Here is a 14358-nt window from a genome sequence, read left to right as displayed (position 1 = left end):
TCGTGCCGCGCGTGGAGCCCGGTCCCAGGATCGGGAGCACCGTCCGTTCCCGGACGGGAACCTCCGCAGCGAAAGGCATCTGATGTCCCGTCACCAGCGTCTCGTCCGGACCTCCTTCCGCCCCGCCCGTCTCCTCGGCCCGCTCGCCGCCGTCGCCCTCGCCGTGGCCGTCACGGCCGGGGGCGCCCCCGCCCACGCGGCCGTCCCCCGTGCCGCCGCCACCGACTGGGACGCCATCGCCGCCTGCGAGTCCGGTGGCGACTGGCGCGCCAACACCGGCAACGGGCACTACGGGGGGCTCCAGTTCACCCAGTCCAGCTGGGTCGCCGCCGGCGGGCGCAGGTACGCGCCCCGGGCGGACCTCGCCACGCGGTCCGAACAGATCGCCACCGCCCGGAGACTCGCCGCGATCCAGGGCATGGGCGCCTGGTCCTGCGCGCGGCGCTGACCCGCCCCGCACGGCGGTCCGGGAGCCCGGGGCGCGCCCGTGCTCCGGGCGCCCGCCCCCGGCGCGGGACCACCCGGCGCCCCGCACCACCGCCGGACCGCTCGCCCGGCCGCTGGCCGGCGAGCGGCCCGCCGGTGATCAGCTCTCGGTGAACCCGCTCCGCTCTCGGTGAACCGCGCTGGAGCGCCCCTCGCACGGCTGCTTGCATGCCCGCATGGAGATACTCGTACTGGGCGGTACCGCATGGCTGGGCCGAGAGGTGTCGCGCGCGGCCCTGGAACGCGGGCACCGGGTGACCTGCCTGGCGCGCGGCGAGAGCGGCGACGTGGCGGACGGCGCGGCCCTCGTCGCGGCGGACCGGCACGCCCCGGACGCGTACGCACCCCTGCTGGACCGGACCTGGGACGCGGTGTTCGAGGTGTCCTGGCAGCCCGCGTTCGTGCGCGACGCCCTCGCGCAGCTCGGCCCCCGCGCCCGCCACTGGACCTATGTGTCCTCGGGAAACGTGTACGCCTCCCACGCCGAGAAGGGCACCGACGAGTCCGCGCCGCTGCGGACGCCGACCGACCGTGCCGAAGTGGACCGTGCGGAGTACGGCGAGGCCAAGTCGGCGTGCGAACAGGCGTCGTCGGACGCCGTGGGGGACCGGCTGCTCATCGCCCGGGCCGGTCTCATCGGAGGCCCGGGCGACCACACGTGCCGCACCGGCTACTGGGCCGCCCGCGCCGCCCGCGACCCGCGGGCGCCTCTGCTGGTGCCCGACACCCCCGGCATGCCGACCCAGGTGATCGACGTCAGGGACCTCGTCGCCTGGCTGCTCGACTGCGCGGCCCGGGGTGTCACCGGAGCCTTCAACGCGGTGGGCCCGGTGATCCCGTTGGAGGAGTGGATCGCCCTGTCCCGGACGGCGGGCGGGCACACCGGCCCGGTCGTGCCGGCGGCCGCCGCATGGCTCCTGGAGCAGGGCGTGGCAGAGTTCATGGGCGAGGAGTCGCTGCCGCTGTGGGTCGTGGAGCCGGGCTGGGAGGGCTTCAGCGCGCGTGACGGCTCCGCCGCGGTGGCGGCGGGGCTGTCCCACCGCCCCCGTTCCGAGCTGGTGGCGGACACCCTGAGCTGGGAGCGCGAGCAGGGCCTCGACCGGCCGCGGCGCGCGGGGCTCAGCGCCGGGCGGGAGCGCGAACTCCTCGCGGCGCTGGCGGGCCGGGCGCAGTGATCACGAGGCCGCCCGGCGGGGCGAGCGGGGGGCGCGGGCCCGCCCCCGGCCCGCCGGGCGGCCACCCCGTGTCCCCGTGTCCCTGTGCCCCGGGAGCGACCGGTGACGTGCGGTGCGCCGCGGGTTCACCGACTGCCGGTCAGGCCCGGTGCTCCCGTTCACGCAGGACCGACACGGAGCGCTCGCACCATTCGAGATTCCCGCGCTCGAAGGCGAGCCCGCGCAGGCACGTCAGATACGGGCCCACGCGCGTGCCGGTGCGCAGGAAATCGGCCTCGGAGCGCTCGCCGCGCATCGCGTGCAGCAGCCGGTCGAACAGGTCGATCTTGGCCCGCGCGAAGACGGCGCGTTCGCCGAGCTGCCGGATCAGCTCGGCCGGGTCGACATGGTCCGCGGCCTGGACCATGACCACCAGATCGTCGCGGATGAACGAGGGCCTGGGCGCGGAGGAGGTGAAACGCTCCAGCTCGGCGAGGCCCGCCTCGGTGACACGGAACAGCCGCTTGTTGGGCCGGTTGTCCTGCACCACCTCGCGGCCCGTGATCAGCCCTTCCTTCTCCAGCCGGGCCAGCTCGACGTAGAGCTGCTGCGGCTGGGCGTGCCAGAAGTTCGCCACCCCGAGGTCGAACGCCTTCGCCAGCTGGTAGCCGCTCAGCTCCTCGTCGAGCAGGGCCGCCAGGACGGCATGTCGCAACGCCACCGGTCCGCTTCCTCTCCGCCCGGGGGCTGTCCCGGGCCAGGACGCCCATGGTACTACTCATATTCATGACTACTCCGCATCGTGAGTAGTCGCGCTCGTGCGGGGGAGCCCCGTGCCGACGCCCCTGCGGGCGGCCCGGCCCCCGGACCGCCCGACACCCTGGGGAGACCTCATGACCACCACCGCCCACCGTTTCCGCGCCGCCGTCGAGAGCCGCGACCTGGCGGCCCTCGAGGACCTGTTCACCGAGGACATCCGCTTGTGGAGCCCGGTGAAGTTCACCCCGTTCGAGGGCCGTCCGATGGTGCTCGGCCTCTTCGGCGTGCTGCTCCGCACGTTCGAGGGCTTCCGCTACGTCGGCGAGCTCGCCGGCGCCGCGCAGACCAGTGCCGACGGCACCTCCGCGCCCGCCGAGATCCTCGTCTTCCGGGCCACCGCGGGCGGCAAGGAGATCCACGGCATCGACCTGCTGCACTTCGCCGAGGACGGACGGATCAAGGAGTTCACCGTCATGGTCCGCCCGCAGTCGGCCGTGCACGCCCTCGGGGAGGCCGTGCTCGCCGGACTGGTCGAGGACGGCCTCGCCCCCGCCGCTCCCTGAGGGCCGTCCCGCGGGCTCCTCGCGCCGCGCCCACTGCGGGGAGGGGGTCCTCCTGCCGGATCGCCTTGCCGAAACCGCAAGCCTGTTTGCTGTCCGGCGGGTGGTGTCCGCATGCTCGTCGCGGAGGTGGTCACAGTGACCGATCGGCTGACGAACAGCTATGACGTGATGGTGCTCGGCGGTGGCGCGGCGGGACTGAACGGAGCCCTGATGCTGGCCCGGGCCAGGCGGTCGGTGGCGGTCGTCGACTCCGGCGCCCCGCGCAACGCGCCCGCCGGCGGCGTGCACGGTCTGCTGGCCCGCGAGGGCGTCTCGCCGGCCGACCTCCTCGCGCGCGGACGCGAGGAGGTCCGCGGCTACGGCGGGCACGTCGTGGACGGCGAGGTCGCCTCGGTGGAGCGCGACGGGGAGGGCTTCGCCGTCCGGCTCGCCGACGGCCGCCTCGCGCGGGCGCGCCGCCTGCTGCTGGCCAGTGGGCTGGTCGACCGGCTGCCGGAGGTGCCGGGCGTGCGCGAGCGCTGGGGCCGCGACGTGCTCCACTGCCCGTACTGCCACGGCTGGGAGGTCCGGGACCTGGCCATTGCCGTCCTGGCGTCCGGGCCGATGTCCGTGCACCAGGCGCTCCTCTTCCGGCAGTGGAGCGAGGACGTCACCTACCTCGCGCACACCTGGGAACCGCCGACGGCCGAGCAGGCGGAGCAGCTGGCGGCGCGGGGCGTGCGGATCGCCGAGGGCGAGGTCGCGGCCCTGGAGACGGACGGCGACCGGCTGGTGGGGGTGCGCCTCGCCGACGGCACGGCGGTCGCCGCCGCCGCGGTCGTGGTCGCGCCCCGGATGGTCGCCCGCGCGGGGTTCCTCGGCGGAATCGGGCTCGTCGCCGTCGAGCACCCCTCGGGCGCGGGCGAGCACGTCCCCACGGACGCGACCGGGCGCACGGAGGTCCCCGGGGTCTGGGCGGCCGGCAATGTGACGGATCCGTCCGCGCAGGTCGGCGCCGCCGCGGCGGCGGGCGCCGCGGCGGGTGCGCAGATCAACGCCGACCTGATCGAGGAGGAGACCCGCGCGGCGGTGGCCGCCCGCCGCCATGCCCTGGGCTGACCGAGGAGGCGGCCGGCCGCCGGACGGGGGAGCGCCCTCGCGGGGGCGGCTGCGCCCCGGGCGGGCGGTCCGCCGCCCGTCCGGGGCGCGGGTCCCTTGCGGCGGGCGGCGCGGACGACATAGGTTACCGACTGGTAGGTTCGTTGCCCGGCGGTACCGCGGCCGGTCACGGGACCCGTCCGCCCACCGCCCGCCGCCCAGCCGAGGGAGCCGCCGTGCCCGTGCTCGACCGTCAGGACAACGTCTTCCTGCTCGACCTGGGAGACGGCGAGAACCGCTTCCACCCGGACTGGCTCGCGGCCGTCGGCGCCGCGCTGGACGAGGTGGAGAAGGCGGAGGGGCCGCGCGCCCTCGTCACCACCGCGACCGGCAAGTTCTACTCCAACGGCCTGGACCTGGACTGGCTCTTCGCACACGCGGACGAGCACCAGGACTACGTGGTCTCCGTCCACGAACTCCTCGCCAGGACGCTCTCGCTGCCGGTGATCACTGTCGCCGCCCTCCAGGGCCACACCTTCGCGGCCGGGGCGATGTTCTCGCTGGCCCACGACTTCCGCGTGATGCGGGCGGACCGCGGCTTCTGGTGCCTGCCCGAGGCCGACATCGACATCCCCTTCACCCCCGGCATGTCGGCGCTCATCCAGGCCCGGCTCGCCCCGCAGACCGCCCACGAGGCCATGACCACCGCGCGCCGCTACGGAGGCGTCGACGCCCTCGCCGCCGGCGTCGTCGACCGCGCGGTCGGGGAGGCGGAGGTGCGCGACACCGCCGTCGAGACAGCGGCGGCCCTCGTCGCGAAGGCGGGAGCCACCCTCGGCACCATCAAGGCGCGGATGTACGCCCCCGCGCTCACCGCCCTGCGCGACCGCGTGGCCCCGCTGGGTTGAGGCCCCGGCCGGCAGCGGGTCCGCCGACGCCCCGGCCTCAGCAGGCCAGGGCGGGGCCGGCGCCGAGCCTGCCGGCCAGGCCCCCGCCGTGCAGCGCGGCCACCGGCCGCACCAGGTCGGGGTGGCGCAGCAGCGCCGCCGCCGCCAGATCCCGCGCCCCGGGCGCGGTCAGGCGGCGGTACGCCGACGCCTCGTCCCCCAGGGCTCCGACCGCCGCGGCGGCCAGGGCCGGCGAAGCGAGCAGGCAGGCGGCCCAGCTGGCGACCACCTCGTCCACCCAGCTGCGCCAGGCGTGCCGCCCGCCGTCGCCGGACCCGTCCGGCCCCGCGAGCGTGTCGAGCCGCCCCGACCCGCCCGGTCCCGCCATCGCAACCAGCGCGGCGTCGGCGGACGTCGGATAGCGGAGCCGGGCCGCGACGGTCACGGCCTGACGTGCCTGCGCCTCGCAGAGCGCCTGCGAGGCGGCCCCGCCCGACGAGGGGTAGGCGCCGGTCAGCCATCGCGTCGTCGCCGCTATCAGCGGGGTGAGGTCTGTGTGCACCGCAGGCTTCCCGGTCGCTCGTGAACGTGTCCCGGCCCGCGACGCTACGGCGACCGCCACGGCCAGGCCATGACGTGGGCCACGTCCGGGCCGTGCGGTCCGCCACACCCCGGGGCCGCCCGGGCACGGGTCGCCCGCGCACGGGCGGGGACGGCCCGTGCGCGGCGCGTCGAGGGTCGGTGGCGTGGCGCGTTGCGGGCCCCTCGGCGGGGCCGCTTGAATACGCGCAACCTCGCACAGCGTGCGGTGATCGGAGGCTGTGTTGCTGACCCACACGTTCGAGAACGGCGTCCTGGTCGTCGCGCTCCCCGCCGACGTGGGCGTCGGAGACCGGTCCGCGCTCTCCACCGGCATCGCCCGGCTGGCCGGCGCGCACGCCCCCGCGCCGGTCGTGGTGGAGATCGACACGCCGGCGGACGGTGCCGCGGCGGTCAGTGCCGTCGTACGGGCCCACCGCATGTGCGCCCGGCTGGGCGTCGCGATGTGCGTCGCGACCCCCGGTGCGGCGACCCGGCGCCTGCTCCAGGCCAACAGCGACACCAGCGCCGCGCCCCTCGGCGTCCACGCCTCGACCGCCGCAGCCGTCGCTGCCGTGGCCGTGCCGGCTGCACCTCCCGCCGTCCGGGGCGACGCCGTCCCCGGCTGACGGCCCCCGGGCGCGTCGGAGGCGTCCGCGACCCGCCGCGGCACTCCTCGCCGCCCGGTTCCGACCGTTTCCACTCGGTTCCGACCTGTTCCGACCGGTTCCGCCCTGCTTGGTCCGGCTCGGTCCGGCGATGCTCCGGGAGGCGATCCGGGGCGCTTTTCCACAGGGCCGCGAAAGCGGTGATGTCATCCGACTTTCGATGGTGAAGGGTTTCTCCCGTGGAAACGCCGGGTGTTCCCGTCGATTCGCGTCCGGAGAAATCACCCGAATGCGTGGAGCGGTTTTTTCCTCCCTCTGACGGCCGATGTTGCGGTCCTGTTCACGGCGTGCGGCCGATAGATTGCCGCTGTATCTCTGCAAAGTCAGACGGCCCACTCATGTGCGGGGAGTTCACGTGGTATCTGAGTCGCATTCGCCGGTCGGCACAGCCGCGGACGAGGATGCGTACGAGAACGAGCTGCCCGTCAAGCGGCGCGAGCCGGGCAACGTGGTGATCCGGTGGCTCACGACCACCGACCACAAGACCATCGGCACGCTGTACATGTCGACGGCGTTCGGATTCTTCCTCGTCGGCGGCATCATGGCGCTGGTGATGCGTGCCGAACTGGCCCGTCCCGGCACGCAGATCGTGTCGAACGAGCAGTTCAACCAGGCGTTCACGATGCATGGCACGGTGATGCTGCTGATGTTCGCGACGCCGCTGTTCGCCGGATTCGCGAACTGGATCATGCCGCTGCAGATCGGCGCGCCCGACGTGGCGTTCCCCCGGCTGAACATGTTCGCCTACTGGCTGTACCTCTTCGGCTCGCTGATCGCGGTGGCCGGCTTCCTCACCCCCCAGGGTGCGGCCGACTTCGGCTGGTTCGCCTACTCCCCGCTCACCGACGAGGTGCGCTCGCCCGGGGTGGGCGGAGACATGTGGATCATGGGTCTGGCCTTCTCCGGCTTCGGCACGATCCTCGGCTCGGTCAACTTCGTCACCACGATCATCTGCATGCGGTGCCCCGGTATGACGATGTTCCGGATGCCCATGTTCACGTGGACGGTGCTGCTGACCGGTGTGCTGGTCCTGCTGGCCTTCCCCGTGCTGGCCGCCGCGCTCTTCGCGCTGGAGGCCGACCGGAAGTTCGGCGCCCTCGTCTTCGAACCCGGCAACGGCGGCGCCCTGCTGTGGCAGCACCTCTTCTGGTTCTTCGGCCATCCGGAGGTGTACATCATCGCGCTGCCGTTCTTCGGCATCGTCTCGGAGGTCATTCCGGTCTTCTCCCGCAAGCCGCTCTTCGGTTACATCGGCCTCGTCGGCGCGACCATCGCGATCGCCGGCCTCTCGGTGACGGTGTGGGCGCACCACATGTACGTGACGGGCGGCGTGCTCCTGCCGTTCTTCTCCTTCATGACATTCCTCATCGCGGTGCCGACCGGCGTGAAGTTCTTCAACTGGATCGGCACGATGTGGAAGGGGTCGCTGTCCTTCGAGACGCCGATGCTGTGGTCGATCGGATTTCTCGTGACCTTCCTCTTCGGCGGTCTGACCGGTGTCATCCTGGCGTCGCCGCCGCTGGACTTCCACGTCTCCGATTCGTACTTCGTCGTCGCGCACTTCCACTACGTCGTCTTCGGCACCGTGGTGTTCGCGATGTTCGCCGGCTTCCATTTCTGGTGGCCGAAGTTCACCGGCAAGATGCTGGACGAGCGGCTCGGCAAGATGACCTTCTGGACGCTGTTCATCGGATTCCAGGGCACCTTCCTCGTCCAGCACTGGCTGGGCGCCGAGGGCATGCCCCGCCGGTACGCGGACTACCTGGCCGCCGACGGCTTCACCGCGCTGAACACCTTCTCCACGATCAGCTCGTTCGTGCTGGGCCTGTCGATGCTCCCGTTCCTGTTCAACGTCTGGAAGACGGCCAAGTACGGCAAGCCGGTCGGCACCGACGACCCGTGGGGCTTCGGGCGCTCGCTGGAGTGGGCCACGTCCTGCCCGCCGCCGCGGCACAACTTCGTCACCCTGCCGCGCATCCGCAGTGAATCGCCGGCGTTCGACCTGCACCACCCCGAGATGGCCTCCCTCGACCACGCGTCGGACACCGGCCGGCGCGACGTCGTGGAACCGGGCCAGGGGGTCGCCCCGCCGCTCGGCGACAAGTGAGGGGGAGGCCGGTGACCCGTTCCGTGGAGGGCGGTCCCGACGTGGCCTCCGGCATGGCGAGGCTGGAGGGCTACCTGCTCGCGCAGGGCCGGATGCACGAGGCCCGCCGTGAGGCGGAGGACTTCGCCGACCGCATGCCGTGGCTGACCACCGCCCAGCGCGAGGACGTCGTCCACCACTACGTCCAGGACCGCGTCGAGCTGACCCGGCGGGTGCTGACGGCCCTGGTCGCCCGCGCCGGTGAGCTCCGCCAGGAGTACACGGAGCGTTACGACGAGCTCAGGCGCCGTCTGCTGTGCGCGGCCGTCGCGGTGCTGGTCGGCTCGGCGGCGCTGTGCGCGGGCGCCGTCCTCGTCGTGCGGTGACGGGGAGCCGGCCGCCGGCGCGGTGACACGGCACGACGCCTGCGCGGTGACGTGGCTCGACGCGTGCGGCTCGCACACCCGCGTGCCGATGGGCGAACGCCCGGTGCCCCGGCCCTGCGAACAGGGCCGGGGCACCGGGCGTTCGCCGTCCGGGCGGAGAGGTCAGTCGCGCGTGCCGTCCTGCGCGCGGCGCTCGGCCTGCTCGGCGTGCTTCGCCTTGATCCGCACCGACTCCTTGCGCACCTCGGCTTGCGTGGCGCGCTCCTTGAGCAGCCACTCGGGCTGCTCCTGCTTGAGCTCCTCGATCTGGTCCGTGGTGAGCGCCTCGGTGACACCGCCGCGCGCGAGACCGGCGATGGAGACGCCGAGCTTCGCGGCGACCACCGGGCGGGGGTGGGGGCCGTTGCGGCGCAGCTCCTGCAGCCACTCGGGCGGCTCGGACTGGAGGGTGTTCAGCTCGGCGCGTGAGACGACACCGTCCCGGAACTCGGCGGGGGTGGCCTCTAGGTACACTCCCAGCTTCTTGGCCGCGGTCGCGGGCTTCATCGTCTGGGAGTTCTGGTGCGACGTCATGGTGTCAAGGGTATCGAGCGCGCGTGCCGGATCCGACCACGGCGGCGGGTAGCCTGGGCGGGTGACGGATTCGCCAGCTGACCTCTCCTTCCGGCTCGCCTACGTACCGGGAGCGACCCCCGCGAAATGGGTGCGGATCTGGAACGAGCGGATGCCCGGCGTCCCGCTGGCGCTCGTCCCGGTCGGCGCGGCCGACGCGGTCGGCGCCCTGCGGGACGGCGACGCGGACGCGGGACTGGTGCGGCTGCCCGTCGACCGGACGGTGCTGAGCGCGATTCCGCTCTACACGGAGACCACCGTCGTCGTGGTGCCGAAGGACCATGTGGTGGCCGCGGCCGACGAGGTCACCCTCGCGGACATCGCCGACGACATCGTGCTCCACCCCCTCGACGACACGCTCGGATGGGAGTCCCTCCCGGGCCGGCCCGCGCTCGAACGCCCTGCCACCACGGCGGACGCCGTCGAGCTGGTGGCCGCGGGGATCGGCGTGCTCCTGGTGCCCCAGTCGCTCGCACGGCTGCACCACCGCAAGGACCTCACCTACCGGCCGGTCACCGACGCCCCGCAGTCCGGTGTCGTGCTGTCCTGGCCCGAGGCCGCGACGACCGACCTGGTGGAGCAGTTCATCGGGATCGTGCGCGGCCGCACCGTCAACAGTTCCCGGGGCCGCCCGTCCGCCGCCGCGGGGACGGACGGCGGCCGGGAGACGGGCCGGCGGTCCGGCGGCACGCCCGGCAGGTCCTCGGGGAAGCCGGCGACTTCGGGTCAGTCCGCGAAGTCGGCGAAGTCTGCGAAGTCCGCGAAGTCCGCCAAACCGGCCAGAGCGGGCAAGCCCGCCGGGTCCGGCGGCGCGCCGGGTGGCCGCGGCGCCCGGGGCGGTGCGGGCGGCTCCGGCGGGGCGAAGGGCGGGGGACGGGGCAAGCGGGGGCGCCGCTAGGGCCTGTTGCGAAAGTCGATCTTGTTCGTCCATGAGCACGGTGCTTGAGGCGATCCGGGTGCCGTGTCTGGGAGTGGGGCGGTCCCGCAAGCGGCCGGACCGAGGGCGGGCCGACAAGGCATACGACTCCCGGAAGAACCGCTCCTACCTGCGTAGGCGGGGTATCAAGGCAACGATCCCGGTGCCTGCGGACCGGGTCCGCAACCGCAGCAAGCTCGGCTCCCTCGGTGGTCGGCCGCCGAAGTTCGACAAGACCGACTACCGCGAGCGACATGCAGTCGAGTGCGGAATCAATCGGCTCAAGCGCCACAGAGCAGTCGCCACGCGATACGAGAAGCTCGCCGTCCGTTACGAGGCAACCGTGCTGGTCGCAGTCCTCAACGAGTGGCTGTGACCGGCTCTTTCCGCCTGCTCAAGTATGCGGAGCGCGTCGGCTGCTGCTGGTGACAGCATGGTGTCGTGCTGCAAGTCGGCCAGAGGAATCCACGCCACGGCATCGGTGGAGCCATCGATCTCGCTCACGGCCGGCGCCCCGCCCTTGAGGGCGACGACGTAGAACAACGCTGTGAGGCTCCAGCTCACTCTATTCCTCCGGACCGCGTAGGTCCGCGCGTCGAGCAGTCGAGCATCAGCGAGTTCAAGCCCTGTCTCCTCCCGGAGTTCACGGGACAAGGCCTCCACAGGCTGTTCACCCGGGTCGATTCCGCCGCCTGGCATGTGCCACAGACCCGGCGCGAAGACTGGCGATGCATCCGACAGCCGGATCAGCAGCAGTCGATCACCCTCCACAGCGATTGCGTATGCCGAAACACGAGTCTGTACGTGAGCGTCCACGGTCCCCGACCCTCCCTACACGAAGCCGACAGGTAGGAACCCTAACCTCACCAAGATCGACTTTCGCAACAGGCCCTGGTCCGCCCGGACCGCTGCGGGCCGGTGGGTGGGCCCGTGGGCCCGCGGTGTCCGCTCAGCCGGGCGGGGTCCGGACCGCCGCGTCCTGCGGGGGAGGCGACATGGCCCATCGGATGCCCCTGGTGAGGGCGTGACCGGTCGCGCGTACCGCCGTCCCGGCAGGGCCGGGGAAGCCGGGCAGGCCCAGGGCGCTGGACGCCCAGGGCGGCAGGGAGGCGACCGCGTTCGCGGCGAGGAGCGCGTACGGGCCCCGGGCCACGAGCGGCAGCGGCGGGTGGAGCAGCACGAAGCGTGCGGCCTCCCTGGCCTGCTCCGTGGCACGCAGCTCGGGACGGTAGGCGTCGATGCGTTCCGCCAGGGCGGACACGTCGAGCGGCGGGTCGGGCACGCCCAGTGCCCGTGCCACCCGTGCCATGTCGCGTACGTAGGCGTCGCAGCCCGCACGGTCGAGCGGGGCGGCCCCGAAGCGCTGGTGGGCCCGGAGGAAGCTGTCCACCTCGGCCGCGTGCACCCAGCCGAGCAGCCAGGGGTCCGAGGCCCGGTACGCCAGCCCCTCGGCGGTGGTTCCCGCGACGCGCCCGTGCACCGAGCGGACGAGATCGACCGCCGCCTGGGCGTCGTCCGAGGTGCCGAACGTCGTGACGGCGAGGAAGGTGCTGGTGCGCTGGAGCCGTCCCCACGGGTCGCCCCGGTAGCCGGAGTGCGCCGCCACGGCCGCCATCGCCAGCGGGTGGAGGGACTGGAGCAGCAGGGCGCGCAGCCCTCCGACGAACATCGAGGCGTCGCCGTGCACCCGCCGGATCGGCCGGTCCGGGGCGAACCACCGGGGTCCGGGCGTGAGGTGGATGCGGTCACGGGTGGCGGGGCCCGACGGACCGGCGACGCGCCGGAAGATCCCGGCCGCCACCCGTGCGCGCAGTTCGGTGAGCGCGGGCGGGGTCCCGTTCATGCCGCCAGTATCGGCCCGGGGAGGGGCGGGTGTCACGGCGCCCGTGCCGTGCGGTGCCGGCGGTGGGATGCCGGCGGCGGCGAGGCGGGCAGGCCGTGACGGGATCGGGCCGGGCACGCCGTGACGGGGCAGCGGCGCTCCCGGGCCGTACGGTGGTGCCCGCCCGGTGGCCGGGCGGCCGGGGGAGGGACGCCCGGACCCGAACCGACGGAGGCACACGACATGTCCGAGAGCGGCACCGCCCGGGTGCGTGTCCACGAGACGTTCCCCTCCCGCGTCCTGTCCGGGCCCGGTGCCCGGCACCGTGTCCCGGCGGAGGCGGAGCGGCTGGGGGCCCGCAGGGTCCTGCTCGTGGCGGCTCCCTCGGCCGCCGGCGCCGCGGACGAGCTGGCGCGGGCGTTCGGCCCACGTCTGGCGGCACGCTTCGGGCGGCCCGCGGTGCACACGCCGGTCGCCGTGACCGACGAGGCGGCGAGGAGCGCCGGGGCAGCCGGCGCGGACTGTGTGGTCGCCGTCGGCGGCGGCTCCGCCGTCGGGCTCGCCAAGGCGCTGTCCGCCCGCACCGGAATGCCGCAGATCGCGGTCCCGACCACCTACGCCGGGTCCGAGGTGACGCCCGTGCTGGGGGAGACGGAGAACGGGGTGAAGACCACCCGGCGCGATCCGGCGGTCGTCCCGGGGACGGTGGTCTACGACCCGGAGCTGACGCTGGGGATGCCTGCCGAACTCACCCGGGCCAGTGCGCTGAACGCCCTCGCGCACGCGGTGGAGGCGCTCTGGGCGCCGGACGCCACGGCGGTCAGCGACGCGCTCGCGACGGAGGCCGCCGGCGGGCTGCTGACCGCCCTGCCGGAGGTGCTCGCCGCGCCGGGGGAGCTCGCAGGCCGGGAGCGTCTCCAGGAGGCCGCCTGGCTGGCGGGCCTGTGCCTGGCGCAGACCCGGATGGGGCTCCACCACCAGCTGGCCCATGTGCTGGGCGGCTCCTTCGGCCTGCCGCACGCCCGGCTGCACGCGCTGCTGCTGCCGCATGTGATGGCGTTCAACCTGCCGTCCGCGCCGCGGGCCGCCGCGCGGCTGGGCCCGGCCACGGGCGGCGACCCGGTGGCCGCCGTGCGGCGGCTCGCCGAGCGGGACGGCGGCCCCGACGGTCTCGGGGCGCTCGGGGTGCCGCGGGACGGACTGGGCGCCGTCGCCGAGCGGGTGGCGGCCCGCCCGTATCCGAACCCGCGCGCCCCCGAAGCCGCCGTGCTGCGGGCCCTGCTGGAGGCCGCGTGGTGACCGCCTTCCGGCACCGCGGCAGGGCGCGGTACCGGAAGGCGGTCAGGGCCGTGCGGTGAGGTAGCCGCCCATCGAGGTGAAGTACTCCAGGGCCGGCAGCTCGCGCCCGTCGTGGGTGCGGACCCGGGTGACGGCGAGTCCGTGGTTGCGTCCGGTGCGGGCGTCCGCGCCCGCGACGATGACGACGCCGTCGCCCTCCCGGTAGAAGATGCGGCCCGGCGTGCCGCCGTAGCGGCCCTCGGAGACGGTCGCCGCGAGGATCTCCAGGCGCTCGCCCCGGTGGTGGGTGAAGGCGCTCGGGTAGGGCGCGGACTGGGCGCGGACGAGCCGTTCGAGGTCTTCGGCCGGCCAGTTCCAGTCGATGCGGATGTCCTCCTCGGCGCGCTTGTGGAAGAAGGTGGCCTGGGTGCGGTCCTGGGGGGTGAAGTCGGTGTCGCCGGCGGCGATGCGGCCCAGGGCGCCGACGGTGACCGGGGCGATCAGGTCCACGGTCTTGTGGAACAGGTCGGTGGTCGTGTCACGGGGGCCGACGGGGACGGCGCGCTGGTCGACGATGTCGCCGGCGTCCAGCACCTCGTCCATCATGTGGGCGGTGACGCCGACTTCGGGCTCCCCGTTGATCAGTGCCCAGATCAGCGGGGAGAACCCGGCGTACTTCGGCAGCAGCGAGTCGTGGATGTTCAGCGTGCCGTGGCGGGGGAGCCCGTAGATGCGCGGGGGAATCCAGGTGCGCCAGTTGTTGGCGACGATGATGTCCGGATCCGCCTCCTTCAGGCGGGCGTACAGCTCCTCGTCGTCGGGCCGGTTGCGGATGAGCACGGGGACGCCGTGCTGTTCGGCGAGATCGGCGACCGAGTCGCTCCAGATCTTCTCGTAGGCGTGCTCGCTCCGCGGATGCGTGACCACCATGACCACGTCGTGTTCGGAGTCCAGGAGCGCTTGCAGGGTGCGGTGGCCCCAGGTCTGATAGCCGAACATGACGACCCGCATGGGGTTCCTCCTCTGGAACGGGACATGACCCGCGCCAGTAAAGCAAGGCTTACCTTAGGTTTCAACGAGGGCTA

General features: G+C 73.7%; 16 protein-coding genes and 1 pseudogene. 11 read left to right on the top strand and 6 right to left on the bottom strand.

All coding sequences use genetic code 11. The annotated features are described in order from the left end of the window. Window positions 1–82 precede the first annotated feature (82 nt). Together IAG43_RS01730 and IAG43_RS01725 are read left to right on the top strand one after the other, a co-directional pair. Complete coding sequence (locus IAG43_RS01730; protein WP_187738974.1) at window positions 83–448, top strand: transglycosylase family protein; 366 nt, start codon at window positions 83–85, stop codon at window positions 446–448. Window positions 449–662: 214 nt separating this feature from the next. Continuing rightward, window positions 663–1661, top strand: a complete 999-nt coding sequence (locus IAG43_RS01725) for an NAD-dependent epimerase/dehydratase family protein (RefSeq protein ID WP_187738973.1) — start codon at window positions 663–665, stop codon at window positions 1659–1661. A gap of 139 nt (window positions 1662–1800) precedes the next feature. Here the strand turns inward: IAG43_RS01725 and IAG43_RS01720 are convergent, their stop codons facing one another. Beyond that, window positions 1801–2361, bottom strand: a complete 561-nt coding sequence (locus IAG43_RS01720; protein ID WP_187738972.1) for a PadR family transcriptional regulator — start codon at window positions 2359–2361, stop codon at window positions 1801–1803. Window positions 2362–2533: 172 nt separating this feature from the next. Between IAG43_RS01720 and IAG43_RS01715 the strand changes: the two genes are divergently transcribed. From IAG43_RS01715 to IAG43_RS01705, 3 genes are all read left to right on the top strand, one after another. Then, on the top strand, window positions 2534–2962 hold the full coding sequence (locus tag IAG43_RS01715; protein WP_187738971.1) for a nuclear transport factor 2 family protein: 429 nt from the start codon (window positions 2534–2536) through the stop codon (window positions 2960–2962). Window positions 2963–3073: 111 nt separating this feature from the next. Continuing rightward, window positions 3074–4060 (top strand): NAD(P)/FAD-dependent oxidoreductase, encoded by a 987-nt coding sequence (locus IAG43_RS01710; RefSeq protein ID WP_223005889.1) that lies wholly within the window; start codon window positions 3074–3076, stop codon window positions 4058–4060. A 215-nt stretch (window positions 4061–4275) separates the two neighbouring features. Then, window positions 4276–4947, top strand: coding sequence for an enoyl-CoA hydratase-related protein (locus tag IAG43_RS01705; RefSeq protein WP_187738969.1), 672 nt, complete (start codon window positions 4276–4278; stop codon window positions 4945–4947). A 37-nt stretch (window positions 4948–4984) separates the two neighbouring features. Here the strand turns inward: IAG43_RS01705 and IAG43_RS01700 are convergent, their stop codons facing one another. After that, window positions 4985–5488, bottom strand: a complete 504-nt coding sequence (locus IAG43_RS01700; protein WP_187738968.1) for a hypothetical protein — start codon at window positions 5486–5488, stop codon at window positions 4985–4987. A gap of 262 nt (window positions 5489–5750) precedes the next feature. On the opposite strand from IAG43_RS01700, the gene IAG43_RS01695 reads away from it, so the two are divergent. The 3 genes from IAG43_RS01695 to IAG43_RS01685 all read left to right on the top strand — a co-directional run bounded on the left by IAG43_RS01695 (window position 5751) and on the right by IAG43_RS01685 (window position 8645). Next, the gene (locus IAG43_RS01695) at window positions 5751–6134 is read left to right on the top strand and encodes a hypothetical protein (RefSeq protein WP_187738967.1); all 384 of its coding nucleotides are present in this window, start codon (window positions 5751–5753) and stop codon (window positions 6132–6134) included. 394 nt (window positions 6135–6528) lie between these two features. After that, the gene (ctaD, locus tag IAG43_RS01690) at window positions 6529–8280 is read left to right on the top strand and encodes an aa3-type cytochrome oxidase subunit I (RefSeq protein WP_187738966.1); all 1752 of its coding nucleotides are present in this window, start codon (window positions 6529–6531) and stop codon (window positions 8278–8280) included. A gap of 11 nt (window positions 8281–8291) precedes the next feature. Next, window positions 8292–8645 (top strand): hypothetical protein, encoded by a 354-nt coding sequence (locus IAG43_RS01685; protein WP_425508559.1) that lies wholly within the window; start codon window positions 8292–8294, stop codon window positions 8643–8645. A 162-nt stretch (window positions 8646–8807) separates the two neighbouring features. On the opposite strand, the gene IAG43_RS01680 is transcribed toward IAG43_RS01685, so the two are convergent. Continuing rightward, window positions 8808–9218, bottom strand: coding sequence for a DUF5997 family protein (locus IAG43_RS01680; protein WP_187738965.1), 411 nt, complete (start codon window positions 9216–9218; stop codon window positions 8808–8810). Window positions 9219–9279: 61 nt separating this feature from the next. Here IAG43_RS01680 and IAG43_RS01675 point away from each other — a divergent pair, with 61 nt between their 5' ends. Next, window positions 9280–10155 carry a LysR substrate-binding domain-containing protein gene (locus tag IAG43_RS01675; RefSeq protein ID WP_187738964.1) on the top strand — a complete coding sequence of 292 codons (876 nt, stop codon included), beginning with the start codon at window positions 9280–9282 and terminating at the stop codon, window positions 10153–10155. Window positions 10156–10195: 40 nt separating this feature from the next. Then, window positions 10196–10549: pseudogene (locus IAG43_RS01670) on the top strand (transposase); the annotation flags it as partial. On the opposite strand, the gene IAG43_RS01665 reads toward IAG43_RS01670, so the two are convergent. Both IAG43_RS01665 and IAG43_RS01660 read right to left on the bottom strand, forming a co-directional pair. Next, complete coding sequence (locus IAG43_RS01665; RefSeq protein WP_187738963.1) at window positions 10504–10989, bottom strand: NUDIX hydrolase; 486 nt, start codon at window positions 10987–10989, stop codon at window positions 10504–10506. The pseudogene IAG43_RS01670 and the gene IAG43_RS01665 overlap by 46 nt on opposite strands. A 133-nt stretch (window positions 10990–11122) precedes the next feature. After that, window positions 11123–12016, bottom strand: coding sequence for an oxygenase MpaB family protein (locus IAG43_RS01660; RefSeq protein WP_187738962.1), 894 nt, complete (start codon window positions 12014–12016; stop codon window positions 11123–11125). A 222-nt stretch (window positions 12017–12238) separates the two neighbouring features. On the opposite strand from IAG43_RS01660, the gene IAG43_RS01655 reads away from it, so the two are divergent. Continuing rightward, window positions 12239–13294, top strand: a complete 1056-nt coding sequence (locus IAG43_RS01655) for a maleylacetate reductase (protein ID WP_187738961.1) — start codon at window positions 12239–12241, stop codon at window positions 13292–13294. A gap of 42 nt (window positions 13295–13336) precedes the next feature. Here the strand turns inward: IAG43_RS01655 and IAG43_RS01650 are convergent, their stop codons facing one another. Beyond that, window positions 13337–14284 (bottom strand): methionyl-tRNA formyltransferase, encoded by a 948-nt coding sequence (locus IAG43_RS01650; RefSeq protein ID WP_187738960.1) that lies wholly within the window; start codon window positions 14282–14284, stop codon window positions 13337–13339. Between the last annotated feature and the right edge of the window lie 74 nt (window positions 14285–14358).

The sequence above is a fragment of the Streptomyces genisteinicus genome, from assembly GCF_014489615.1.
Taxonomy (GTDB): Bacteria; Actinomycetota; Actinomycetes; order Streptomycetales; family Streptomycetaceae; genus Streptomyces; species Streptomyces genisteinicus.
Note: the sequence above shows the minus strand (reverse complement) of the source record. Positions and strands in the feature narration are given on the sequence as shown.

What these genes read in the sequence shown, in the direction of transcription:
- IAG43_RS01660 (WP_187738962.1), bottom strand. Translation starts at nt 12,016, where the DNA reads ATGAACGGGACCCCGCCCGCGCTCACCGAACTGCGCGCACGGGTGGCG.
- IAG43_RS01725 (WP_187738973.1), top strand. Translation starts at nt 663, where the DNA reads ATGGAGATACTCGTACTGGGCGGTACCGCATGGCTGGGCCGAGAGGTG.
- IAG43_RS01680 (WP_187738965.1), bottom strand. Translation starts at nt 9,218, where the DNA reads ATGACGTCGCACCAGAACTCCCAGACGATGAAGCCCGCGACCGCGGCC.
- IAG43_RS01715 (WP_187738971.1), top strand. Translation starts at nt 2,534, where the DNA reads ATGACCACCACCGCCCACCGTTTCCGCGCCGCCGTCGAGAGCCGCGAC.
- IAG43_RS01650 (WP_187738960.1), bottom strand. Translation starts at nt 14,284, where the DNA reads ATGCGGGTCGTCATGTTCGGCTATCAGACCTGGGGCCACCGCACCCTG.
- IAG43_RS01730 (WP_187738974.1), top strand. Translation starts at nt 83, where the DNA reads ATGTCCCGTCACCAGCGTCTCGTCCGGACCTCCTTCCGCCCCGCCCGT.
- IAG43_RS01710 (WP_223005889.1), top strand. Translation starts at nt 3,074, where the DNA reads ATGCTCGTCGCGGAGGTGGTCACAGTGACCGATCGGCTGACGAACAGC.
- IAG43_RS01655 (WP_187738961.1), top strand. Translation starts at nt 12,239, where the DNA reads ATGTCCGAGAGCGGCACCGCCCGGGTGCGTGTCCACGAGACGTTCCCC.